The organism is Colwellia sp. D2M02 (genome assembly GCF_018860755.1).
GTDB classification, from domain to species: Bacteria; Pseudomonadota; Gammaproteobacteria; order Enterobacterales; family Alteromonadaceae; genus Colwellia; species Colwellia asteriadis.
In genome coordinates this window covers 1-11,308 of record NZ_JAHKPW010000085.1, presented here as the reverse complement: position 1 = coordinate 11,308, position 11,308 = coordinate 1, and the positions used below count along the sequence as shown (strand labels likewise).

The 11,308-nt window shown below is 38.4% G+C and carries 10 protein-coding genes and 1 other RNA gene; 3 read left to right on the top strand and 8 right to left on the bottom strand.

Annotation, left to right across the window (positions count from 1 at the left end):
• Positions 1 to 19 precede the first annotated feature (19 nt).
• The 4 genes from KO495_RS16030 to KO495_RS16015 form a co-directional block, all read right to left on the bottom strand.
• On the bottom strand, positions 20 to 661 hold the full coding sequence (locus KO495_RS16030; protein WP_215981414.1) for a BON domain-containing protein: 642 nt from the start codon (positions 659 to 661) through the stop codon (positions 20 to 22).
• Positions 662 to 665: 4 nt separating this feature from the next.
• Positions 666 to 1,253, bottom strand: a complete 588-nt coding sequence (locus KO495_RS16025) for a phosphoheptose isomerase (RefSeq protein ID WP_215981413.1) — start codon at positions 1,251 to 1,253, stop codon at positions 666 to 668.
• Between the two features lie 118 nt (positions 1,254 to 1,371).
• Positions 1,372 to 1,779, bottom strand: coding sequence for a YraN family protein (locus KO495_RS16020; protein WP_252739020.1), 408 nt, complete (start codon positions 1,777 to 1,779; stop codon positions 1,372 to 1,374).
• Positions 1,766 to 3,814 carry a penicillin-binding protein activator gene (locus tag KO495_RS16015; protein ID WP_215981412.1) on the bottom strand — a complete coding sequence of 683 codons (2,049 nt, stop codon included), beginning with the start codon at positions 3,812 to 3,814 and terminating at the stop codon, positions 1,766 to 1,768. The genes KO495_RS16020 and KO495_RS16015 overlap by 14 nt, the downstream gene beginning before the upstream one ends.
• Before the next feature lie 92 nt (positions 3,815 to 3,906).
• On the opposite strand from KO495_RS16015, the gene rsmI reads away from it, so the two are divergent.
• Positions 3,907 to 4,755: a 16S rRNA (cytidine(1402)-2'-O)-methyltransferase gene (gene rsmI, locus KO495_RS16010; protein WP_215981411.1), complete on the top strand. Its 849-nt coding sequence runs from the start codon at positions 3,907 to 3,909 to the stop codon at positions 4,753 to 4,755.
• A 59-nt stretch (positions 4,756 to 4,814) separates the two neighbouring features.
• An RNA gene (gene rnpB / locus KO495_RS16005) (RNase P RNA component class A) lies at positions 4,815 to 5,265 on the top strand.
• Positions 5,266 to 5,335: 70 nt separating this feature from the next.
• On the opposite strand, the gene KO495_RS16000 is transcribed toward rnpB, so the two are convergent.
• From KO495_RS16000 to KO495_RS15985, 4 genes are all read right to left on the bottom strand, one after another.
• The gene (locus tag KO495_RS16000; RefSeq protein ID WP_252739019.1) at positions 5,336 to 5,839 is read right to left on the bottom strand and encodes a DUF6702 family protein; all 504 of its coding nucleotides are present in this window, start codon (positions 5,837 to 5,839) and stop codon (positions 5,336 to 5,338) included.
• A gap of 1 nt (position 5,840) precedes the next feature.
• Positions 5,841 to 8,333, bottom strand: coding sequence for a M1 family metallopeptidase (locus tag KO495_RS15995; protein WP_215981504.1), 2,493 nt, complete (start codon positions 8,331 to 8,333; stop codon positions 5,841 to 5,843).
• A gap of 206 nt (positions 8,334 to 8,539) precedes the next feature.
• On the bottom strand, positions 8,540 to 9,724 hold the full coding sequence (locus KO495_RS15990) for an ABC transporter permease (RefSeq protein ID WP_215981410.1): 1,185 nt from the start codon (positions 9,722 to 9,724) through the stop codon (positions 8,540 to 8,542).
• Positions 9,724 to 10,413, bottom strand: coding sequence for an ABC transporter ATP-binding protein (locus tag KO495_RS15985; protein WP_215981409.1), 690 nt, complete (start codon positions 10,411 to 10,413; stop codon positions 9,724 to 9,726). Before KO495_RS15985 ends, KO495_RS15990 begins: the two co-directional genes overlap by 1 nt.
• Before the next feature lie 90 nt (positions 10,414 to 10,503).
• Here KO495_RS15985 and KO495_RS15980 point away from each other — a divergent pair, with 90 nt between their 5' ends.
• Complete coding sequence (locus KO495_RS15980) at positions 10,504 to 11,274, top strand: DUF3299 domain-containing protein (RefSeq protein WP_343816261.1); 771 nt, start codon at positions 10,504 to 10,506, stop codon at positions 11,272 to 11,274.
• The last annotated feature ends 34 nt before the right edge of the window (positions 11,275 to 11,308 follow it).

The window sequence follows — 11,308 nt, the reverse complement described above, 5'->3', positions numbered from 1 at the left end:
TAAGCCGAGCTCAGGTTATTTAGTCCAGGTATTCAAACGCTTTAAATACCTTATTAACGCCACTAATATTTCGAGTGATATCAATAGCCGATGCAGCCTCTTTGCTGCTCACTAACCCCAACAGAAACACCTCTGCATTCTCGGTGACTACTTTAATGTCTTTACCGTTAACGTTATCACTAGCAAATAAAGCTGACTTTACTTTTGACGTTAACCAAATATCGTTGGTTTGTGTTGTCATTGACGTGACAGAGCTAATACGAATTTGGTTATGAATTTTAACCACATCATTAACAGCAGATACAGTTTTCACTGCAAGGTTACTTAAGTAAGTATTTGGCGCCTGACCAACAATTAATACGGTACCGTTCACACTAGTGACATGAAGATTAGTATGTTCACTTAATTCTTTTTGTTTTGCTAAGTCGTTATGAGCGGTAAACTCTATTAATTGATCATCAATTTGTTGGCTCATCGTACGGCGATCTGTAGCAATTGTTGCACCAGCAGTTATGGCTGTTACTGTCGCGACCGCACAGCCTTGGAGTAGTGATATTAAGGTAAGGGCACCGACTAGCTGATAAGTTTTGTTAGTTGGCGGTTTAAGCGTATTTTTAGCCGATAGATTGGGCTTTTTGAAGTAAGCTAAAGGGAACTTCATAGGTTTACTCCGATTGTGGAAATAAAGTGGTATCAATAATTTCGCATAAACTATGCAGTACAATAAGGTGCACCTCTTGAATACGTGAGGTACGAGCAGAAGGGACTCTGATTTCCACATCATTAACACCCAGTAAACCCGAAATATCACCGCCGTCAAAGCCTGTTAAAGCGATAATAGGCATATCTCGTGATACTGCGCTTTCAATAGCTTTAATAACATTGCGAGAGTTACCGCTGGTTGAAATCGCTAATAAAACATCACCATTATTGCCTAGCGCACGAATTTGTTTAGAAAACACCTCGTCATACTGGTAGTCATTGGCGATTGAGGTAATGGTTGCTATGTCACTACTCAGTGAAATTGCCGGTAAGCTAGGTCGTTCGGTTTCGTACTTGTTTAATAATTGAGAGCAAAAATGTTGACTATGTCCTGCTGAGCCGCCATTACCACAAGCGATTATTTTATTACCGCCGAGCAAACATTGCACTAGTATCATACCTGCGTGCTCCATTGACGGTGCTAATAACTCACTGGCGGCAATTTGTGTTTGAATGCTTTCAGTAAAATTATCTTTGATCTGATCTAACATAAGAAAAATATACCTTGTGACTTATTTTTAAAATTGTTTATACGCGCTATTTTTTTGAGTTCTTGATGTCAATTGCTTAGTTCAAGGTGCTAGTTCAAGTTATGAATAAGTAACCTTACTAAAAGGCGCTTTTTAGCCAAGTAACTTCGGGTTTATCTAGGTTGCCTTCTAAGGCGATAACATCAATACGACAAGGGGTATTATATTCATTTAACCCGGCGTTATGGAGATAAAATGTAATAGCATGTTTAATTTTTTGTTGCTTAGCTGGCGAAACAGCATTTATCGCGCCACCAAAAGCTTGGCTTTTTCTGTACTTAACCTCAATAAATACATATGTTTCACCCTCTAACATAATAATATCTATTTCACCTTGTCGGCAATGTACATTACTATCCACTAAAACTAAACCATGCTGAAGTAAGTAATTAATAGCATACTGCTCAGAAATACTACCAATGGCACTACTGGTTTTAGTTGTTTTATCTTGAGTAAATAATGTGGTGATTTTTTTAGTTAATTTCAACTTCTGAAACCTTGCCGCGTTTATATTCTCCCCACAATAAACTACGGTTTAATATACCATTTTCATGAAGTTGTAATATACCCGTTTGACCATAGTGTCTAATGTAAGGCGCCTTTGGCATCAAAGGTAAAGTATCAAGTAAATTATAACTGTCATACCCTAAGGCAAATATGCGTGACAGACTATCGCTGCGATTAGGCCACAACTCTTTACTAAGTTTAGCGAGGCTTTTATTTTGTTTTGTTGAGTCTAATAGCCAAGGAATTTCGGTAAATGTTAATCCTTGCAGATCGGTACTGCTGCTATTGTCATATTGAATGCTATGGCTACGAGAGCTTGCATAAACAGGAATGCTTGGAGCAAAAGGGCTAATATTAACCTCAATGTAAGGTTTAACTAAACGGCTCTCCTTAGAAGAGCCTATTAAGTAAATCATATCTACATCGCGGCGGTTTCTTGTTTGTGTTTTTATCGAATACTTTAAGTGGCTTTCAAACTCTTTAATACGCGCTTCACTTTCATGAACATCAAGGCTTGATTTGATATCAGTTTGCATCTTTTTACCAGTATCAAAATAAACCACATCAATAGTAGAGTCGGTCATTAACTGCCATTGCTGAGCAAATGCTTGCGCGATACGCTTACTTACCGCATCATCATGGCTAAGTACAATAGGTTGTTTATAATTAGCATAACTTAACGAGGCAGCGGCTTGTTTACCTTCATCTTCAGGTCTCATTGATAGAGCATAATGTTGAGCCTTTAATGGTAAATTAGCGGGCACATTTAATAACAACGTAGGAATGCTGCTTTGGGTCGGTGTAAGTGAGTTTTCATTATCTGCGAAGTTGTTACTGATGTTATTATCAGACTCTTCAGTAGACATAGAAGAGCTAAGCTCTAGTGCTAAATATTGTGCTAAGTTGTTTCTTAGTAAAGGCCCAATCACAAAATCAATGGTTAAATCAGAAAATTGTTGATTCAAGCTGTTCCAGTTTAGCGTGTTAGTATCAAAAAAGTGCAGGTGCTTGTTACTGTCTGACTGATAAGCGGCTAAAATACCTTGTTGTGCTGTTAGGCCGGCAAGTTGCTGTGAACCGCTTAACGGTAATAGCACAGCAATATTTACGATTGGTGTGGCGCTAAGGTTTGTTGAAATTAGTTGCTGCACAATTGAATTGGCAGGATGCACGGCAAAGCGACGTTGCCATGTAGCTAAGGCATTTTCAAGTTCTTCAGAGTTTGAACCCCATTGGTTTGCAGTGTTAGTTAATGCTAACCAACCCTTGATGTAAGGTGCGTTTTTTTCTTGTAAAAGCTTAACTTGCCAAGGCGTTAAGGCAGAGAATTTACGCCATAATGCATTAACATTAACTTCACTATCCTCAGGTGTAGAGCTTTCTTGTAATGAAAAAATAAACAACTCTGTTTGTACTAATTCTATAGGTCTGTTTTTACTTTGCCATATGGTGCGCTGTGTTTGGTAATAGTCTAGAGTTAACGCTAGGTTATGCCCTTTTGCGTATGTTTCAATCTCAATCAATTGTTGCTGTACTAAGTCAATTGATTGTTCATCGAGTGCTAATAAGCTTTTTGCTTTAATTAACTTTAATTGATAACGCTGATTAACCGTGGTTTCGTTATGTAATTGCGTATTTGCATTAATAAGCGTTAAACTTTTATCGGCAAGCCATAGTGATTTTTTATAGTGGTTTGGCGTCGTCGCGCCTTCTGTAAACAAGAGTTCGCTGGCACTAATAAGCTCAATAATGGCTTGCTCTGAATTGCCTTCACTGAGTGATTTTTTAGCAAGGGCGAGTTTGTCTGCACTGGTTACAGCATTGTCGGCTTGTGTGTTAACTTCTTTTGTCGGTGTTGTGCTGTTGGTTTTTTTTGGTTGTTGAGAGCTACAACTGGTAATAAGAAAAGCCGTCAAAGTAATTAGGCATAATACCTTTATTGATGAAAATAAATGGCCTAAACGAGTATTAGCGGATGAGCCTAGCGGTGATAAAAATGAAATTGTTTGACCCACAATGAAGAAATCCGTGCATTTTGTTATCAGTATGGGTTTATAATAAACGTCATTGTAGCCCGCCACAACCAAATCAAGTGAAGTAAATATAAATGAGTGAAACAACGGTTAACCCAGGCACGTTATATATAGTCGCCACCCCCATTGGTAATTTAGGTGATATAAGTCAGCGCGCTATTGATATATTAGCGCAAGTTGATGTTATTGCATGCGAAGATACACGCCATAGCGGTAAGTTACTCTCTGCTTTTTCGATAAAAAATAAAACGTTATCAATGCATGATCACAATGAAAGGCAGCGCCAAGAACAAATTGCCACTATGTTGCAAGAAGGCAAAACAATTGCTTTAGTTTCTGATGCGGGCACGCCATTAATTAGTGATCCTGGTTTTCATCTTGTGCGCCATTGTCGTAGTTTAGGTTTAACTGTTTCTCCTGTGCCAGGTGCATGTGCGGCAATTTCAGCCTTATCGGTTGCGGGGTTACCAACGGATCGATTTAGCTTTGAAGGTTTTTTACCGTCAAAATCGGGGGCAAGGCAAAGTACGTTATTAGCATTAGAAAACGAACCTCGAACTATGGTTTTTTATGACGCGCCAAGACGTGCCATTGATACCGTGAAAGACATAGTAACAACGCTAGGCGGCGAACGTTATGTCGTTATTGCTCGCGAGTTAACTAAAACCTTTGAAACCATTCATTCGGATAGTGCGCAAAATTTATTAGACTGGTTAGAACAAGACCCTAATCAATTAAAAGGTGAAATGGTGCTTATTATTGAGGGCCATAAAGTAGATGCTAATGATATTCCAGCCGAAGCCATTAACACATTAAAGTTATTATTAGCTGAAATGAAACCTAAAAAAGCCTGTGCTATTACCGCTGAAATACATGGTATTAAAAAGAATGCCTTGTACGATATTGCCCTGTCATTAAAGTAGTGCAACAAGGGAGGTAACTTTAACTTGCAGCAAAGCCGACAGCTAGGTAGAATGCGCCTCGAGTTGGCCAGACAATCGCTGCTTTATCGTTGTATTTTGAATTTCGGTTCTTAATAGACAGATAAGGGGGAGGAAAGTCCGGGCTCCAATGAGCAGGGTGCCAGGTAACGCCTGGGCGGCGCAAGCCGACGACAAGTGCAGCAGAGAGAAGACCGCCGATGGCTCACTTATTTATAGGTGATAAAGCACAGGTAAGGCTGAAAGGGTGCGGTAAGAGCGCACCGGGCGACTGGTAACAGTTCGCAGCAGGGTAAACTCCACCTGGAGCAAGACCAAATAGGGTTTCATGATTATTTTAACGCAAGTTAATATAATATAAGCGTGGCTCGCGTGGAAACCGGGTAGGTTGCTTGAGCCTTAGCGCGAGTTAAGGCCTAGACGAATGATTGTCACTTTTTTCATTTCGGTGATTAAAGCTACAAAACCCGGCTTATAGTGCCAACTCAAACTATTCTATAAAAAAACCGCTATATTGCTATAGCGGTTTTTTGTTGCTGTTGCGTATATATTGCTAAGTAAGCTAAAAGCTGACTTCTAACCAGTCTTGGTTTTTGTCAAAATATAAAGTACGTATATTCCCTTTGCCTTCAATATTTACCATATTGATTTGTGTTGGCCATAAATCACGTAAGCTACCGTTATATAACTTTAACCCAGGAAGCTCCTCAGGTAACTCTACCTCTTGGTAAACCCAAAAAAACTTCCCTTCAGTTTCATAACCAACCTCACTCAGCGCTAGCGGTTTATCATCTAAACTTCGCACTAAGAATTGTTTGGCAACATAATCAGCAAATTGTTGCTGCGTTTTTTTTGAGTTTAAAATATCAGCTTTTTTATCAAATAATGTGTGAACGGCATGCTCAGTATCATGTAAGTAAAAGCGATGCGAGACTTCTAATGTTTTCGCATCTTTACTGATTAACATGGTGGTTTCTGCTGACTTTTGTTGATGGGCAAACGATAGATTGGCCCATAAAATAAACATCATCAGTGGTATGACTTTACCTATGTTTAGTATGCTCATACTAATTACCCTTTTCTTGTTCATCATCAGACTTTTCATCATCAGACTTTTCATCATCGACAGGTTTTAGCTCAGTTTTAATATCTTGCATGATATCGCGCTTAACTTTGTCTGTGCTTTTCTTCGCTTTGTATGCTTGTACTCGTGAAGGAATAATACGGCGTGGGTAGTAGTTGTTTTCTATTTCAACATCTGCAGTTTCCCAACCAGGATCGACAACAACGGAGGCAAGCTCTTTCTTTTTTTCTGTCACAATAAGTTTGCGAACATTCTTGGGAGTGCGTCGCCATATTTCAGCTGGAATATATTGCTCTTCTTTTGTGCCGTCGGTATAGGTTAACTCTAATAATATCGGCATAACTAACCCACCACGGTTAGAAAACTCTAATACATAGTAGTTATTATCTTCTTTAACGGCTCGAGCTAAAACTTCTCGCTCCCATGGTTCCATTTTCTTTAAAAGTTTTTGGTAAGCATTACGCTCTTTATTCGTAACGGTAAAGCGGTCATTTTCGTCATAAAAGTCGGTTATGTCTTTATTGCGATCTACCCATAGCTCTTTATTTAATGCTTTATTACGCTCAACAAACAGCGAGGAAGGTTTGTTTTGTTCAATGTCACGTAAGCGAGCAAAGTCTATGTCTGGGTTGTGAGTATCTAATCGCATTTGATAAACTTTATCGATTGAAATATCAACATGGTCAGTGCTGTAGAACCAACCGCGCCAGAACCAATCTAAATCGACCCCAGATGCTTCCTCCATTGTTCTGAAAAAATCAGAAGGGGTAGGGCGTTTGAACTTCCAACGCTGAGCATATTCTTTAAAGGCAAAATCGAAAAGTTCTCGGCCTAAAATAACCTCACGTAAAATATTTAATGCTGCGGCAGGCTTAGTGTAGGCATTAGGCCCTAAGCGCAATACACTATCTGACTGTGTCATAATAGGCACTTGGTTTTCAGATTTCATGTAACCAATAATATCGCGAGGTTCTACGCCCCAAGGAATAGTATGATCCCACTCTCGCCCTGCAACTCCATCAAGGAAACTGTTCAAGCCTTCATCCATCCATGTCCATTGACGTTCATCTGAGTTCACAATCATTGGAAAGTAAATGTGACCGACTTCATGAATAACAACACCAATTAAAAAACGTTTTTCGGCTTGAGAGTATGTACGACTGCCGTCATCTTGCAGCTTAGTACGAGGTCCATTGAAAGTAATCATTGGGTATTCCATGCCCCCAACAGGCCCATTTACCGATTGTGCTGTAGGGTAAGGATAGTTAAATGAAAAACGTGAATAGACTTCCATAGTATGAATAACAGACTCGGTTGAGTACTTTTTCCATAAATCGCCACCTTCTTTAGGGTAGAACGACATTGCCATCACCTGTGGCATTTCATTAGAGTTTTGTTGGTAGCCTTTAGCATCCCACATAAATTTACGTGAAGATCCCCAAGCAAAATCACGAACGTTATTGGCTTTAAAGTGCCATGTTTTTCGCTTATCGGTACCTTTAGTTTCGTTTTCCAAGGCTTCTGCTTCGGTTACTATAAATACAGGTCGTTTAGCTGTTTCTGCTTGCTTGAGACGTTTACGTTGAGTTTTTGTCAATACCTCTTCAGGGTTTGTTAATTCGCCTGTAGCACTAACAATGTGATCAGCCGGAACATTAATTTCAACTTCATAATTACCAAACTCTAAGGTGAATTCCCCTCGGCCTAAAAACTCTTTGTTAGTCCAGGCTTCATAATCGGTGTAAGCGTGCAAGCGAGGAAACCATTGTGCAAGTAAGAAAATATCATTACCGCCTTCGCGTGCATCTTTTGGAAAATGTTCGTAACCAGAACGTGCTGATACTGCGTCTTCTTCCACAATATTAAAAGCAAAGTCGATGCTAAAGTCTATCGAATCACTTGGTTTGATTGGTTTTGGTAAGTCGATGCGCATTTGTGTGCCAACTATAGTAAAGCTTAATTGATTACCTTTGTTGTCTTTTACTGCGCTGATTTCGTAGCCTAAGTTGTTATCAGCCATAAACTGCTGGCGTCTTAATTCTCCCAAACTTATTTTAGCTGGCGTTTGTTTATCACCTGCTTTGGTATAAGGACCTCGTCGACCAATACCACCAAAGTTATTAGCTGTATTGGCAATAGAGCTTTCTTTAAAAATATTCTGATCAAGTTGTACCCACAGATACTTTAACTGATAAGGGGAGTTATTATGATAGGTAATTTCTTCGTGACCTGTAATGCGGCGTTTTTCCTCATTGAGTGACACTTTAATTTTATAATCGACACGCTGCTGCCAATAACGCTCACCAGGCTCCCCTGCTGCGTTTCGATAAACATTAGGTGTAGGTAGTACTTCGCTAAGCTGGCGAAACTTATCTTCAAAGTCGCCTTTTGTTTGTTTAATCGCTGATGCGTTAACCGCTGTAGCAAAGGTTATTGGCAGTAGTGCTGCTAATGCAATATAGTTTTTAATATTCATTTTTATCATTTTATGTTGCTTTTAGTGGGTAGGAGTAATAAATAATTGTGTTGTCGTTATAGCAATGAGGTAACTACTTTGTTGCTATGTTAGTTACTTTATTGGTGCTGTTTTATTGGGCTAAGGTGGGTGTACTTTTTGTTTTGGTATATAGGGTAATCTTTTTTTTAATTGTCGCCCTAGTGAGCAATTTATTAATAGTAGCATTAGCACTTAGCTCTTTTAAAGGCGATGAAAGCCGCAGGTATTGCCGCAATAAAAGTGCAGATAAATATCATTGCTAGCCATTGTATATTAATAATAGCCATAATATTTTCACTCAATGCTAGACCAAAGTTATCAACTAAGTAAGGTTTTGTCATTAATAAGAATAAATAGAGTAATATTACAGCAATACTAGTGCTTAGTAATGTGATCATCATAGCTTCAAGTTTAATAAAACAATATAGAAAGAATGATGAAGCCCCAATAGCACGCAAAAGTTTAATTTCTTGATCGCGTTCACGAATAGAGCTCAGCATCATGGCGCTTAACCCTATAATTGCAGATATAAAAACAAACAAAGAAATAAGCCGAAGCACATTCTCTAGAATAGCCATTGTTTGCCACAGCTCTGCGATGGCAACGCCAGGTAAAATTGCGAGTAATGGTTCATCTTTACTCGTGTTAATGTTTCGTTGAACAGTAAATGTTGACATTTTAGACTTCAGGCCAACCATTAAGGCGGTAATACTTGTTGGTGCAGTTTGGTGTTGCCAATTTACATGTAATGCATCTAAACCTTTTAAGCTAATGTGTAGTGTTTGATCAACAGGTGTGCCAGTGGCCTGTAAAATACCAACAATGGTAAATGGCGTATCATCATGGTTACTAAAGCTTGTACTAACCAGACCATGAGCTAGCGTTATTTTATCTCCTAATTTATAGCCTAGTTTTTTTGCGATATCAGCGCCTAATACCACATCAAATATATGCTCAAATGGCTTTCCATTATTAAAAGTTAACGGTTGTTGGTCACCATATTTAAAATGGGTAAAGTAACTTTGGTTAGTGCCTAGCACTCGGTAGCCTTTATGAGAGTCACCAAGGGAAATAGGGATAGTCCATGCGACTCGTTCATCAGTAGAAATTTTAGTAAACGCTTCCCAACTAATATTATTGGTAGGTGAGCCCATTCTAAAAACAGAATAGAGTAATAAGTTTAAGCTGCCTGTTCTTGTACCTACAATTAGATCAACTCCTGAAATCGTATTAGCAAAACTTGTTTTGGCTTGTGTTCTGATATGTTCTACGCCAAACATAACTAAAATACTGATAGTCATAGCTAATAGAGTTAATAGAACAGAGCCTTTACGATTAAGGAGGCTTTTAGTGGCAATACGTAAGAACATTATTGTTTGTTAACAATCTTATTGATACTCGGTAGTGCAGCTGACCGAGTGAAGTACTGATTGAGTTGTTGGTCATGACTAACAAAAAGCACGGTGATTTTTTGAGTTGTACATAGCTCTATTAATAAGCGCATAAAGTTTTCTTTATTATATGGATCAAGTGATGAGGTTGGCTCATCAGCAATTAATAGTTTAGGGTTGTTGATTAGCGCTCTTGCGATAGCTACACGTTGCTGTTGCCCAATACTTAGTAAGTTAATAGGTTTATGCCAACTCTCTATTGGCATGTTTAAGGCCTCTAATAAGTTATGTATTTTCTTTACCAGTGCAGTCGTATTGCTTGGCTTATTTTTACTTGAAAAATAATGCGCTAGGCGAATATTCTCAACACTATTCAAATATGGAATAAGATTAAAGTTTTGAAAAATATAACCTATATTGTTAGCTCTAAACCTATTGCGTTGATGATCGGTCATTGCTTCTAAAGACTCGCCTAAGACATTAATGCTACCAGAGGAAGGCAACAGAATACCGCTTATCAGGTTTAGCAAAGTTGACTTTCCACAACCGGAAGGACCATAAATAAATAACTTTTCACCAGGGTAAACTTCCCATTTATCAATACTTAGCACCTGGTTTTTAGGTGTGTCAGGGTAATGAAAATTAACGTTTTGTAAGGAAACAGACATTGATTAATGGCTTTGGCTAAAATATAAGTGTTATATTATAACAATTATATTTTGGAGTAAATGTAGTTTTAAACTGAGGAGAATTTTTAGGTGGAGTTTAATCGAGAAGCAATGAAAGGAGTTACGGTAAAAATAGCAATATTGTTAATTTTTATTCTTCTCTCTTTTTACTTTTTTAAGGGGGAAAATAAGTCTATTACCTCAGATGTTACACAGCCTGTTATAGAAGAAAAACAGCAGCAAGAAAATGAGAGTATTTTTGTTAGCGATATAGACTCAGCCTCTAAACTTAAATCTGATAATGAAGTTGATACAGCGACAAATACTAACCCGATCAACCCTTATAATAGCTCTCCTAATACGCAGCAATATAATACACTCGAATGGATTGCACTCATTCCAGAAAAGGAGCTCGAAGCACTTTTAAACCCGCCTGAGTACTTAGAAGAAATAAGCGACGGGACATTAGAAGATCAACTCGATAATAAACTTCAAGGTATTAAAAAATCAGTACCTGAAGATAGTTATCAACAAGCATTAGTCTCTACAAATATTATTGAGGCAATGAATGGAGAAAATATACGTATCCCTGGATTTGTGGTACCGCTTGAAATTAATAAAGCTCAAGTGATAACTCGTTTTTTTCTTGTGCCATTTTTTGGCGCATGTATACATGCACCACCACCGGCGCCTAACCAAATTATTTATGTAGAATCAGAACAAGGTATTATTATGGAGTCGCTATACGATGCTGTGTGGGTTTCAGGAAAACTTGCAACCACACTTGTTGAAAACGATATGGCTACAGCGGCTTACTCAATGCAAATGCATTTCATTGAAGTTTACGATCAAAGCTACTAGGGACTGTTGATCTTTCACGGTTAAATTTTGTTCG

Excerpts from the sequence above, each read along its gene's own strand:
- KO495_RS15985 (WP_215981409.1), bottom strand. The coding sequence starts at position 10,413 with ATGTCTGTTTCCTTACAAAACGTTAATTTTCATTACCCTGACACACCT.
- rsmI (WP_215981411.1), top strand. The coding sequence starts at position 3,907 with ATGAGTGAAACAACGGTTAACCCAGGCACGTTATATATAGTCGCCACC.
- KO495_RS16025 (WP_215981413.1), bottom strand. The coding sequence starts at position 1,253 with ATGTTAGATCAGATCAAAGATAATTTTACTGAAAGCATTCAAACACAA.
- KO495_RS15990 (WP_215981410.1), bottom strand. The coding sequence starts at position 9,724 with ATGTTCTTACGTATTGCCACTAAAAGCCTCCTTAATCGTAAAGGCTCT.
- KO495_RS16030 (WP_215981414.1), bottom strand. The coding sequence starts at position 661 with ATGAAGTTCCCTTTAGCTTACTTCAAAAAGCCCAATCTATCGGCTAAA.
- KO495_RS16000 (WP_252739019.1), bottom strand. The coding sequence starts at position 5,839 with ATGAGCATACTAAACATAGGTAAAGTCATACCACTGATGATGTTTATT.
- KO495_RS15995 (WP_215981504.1), bottom strand. The coding sequence starts at position 8,333 with ATGAATATTAAAAACTATATTGCATTAGCAGCACTACTGCCAATAACC.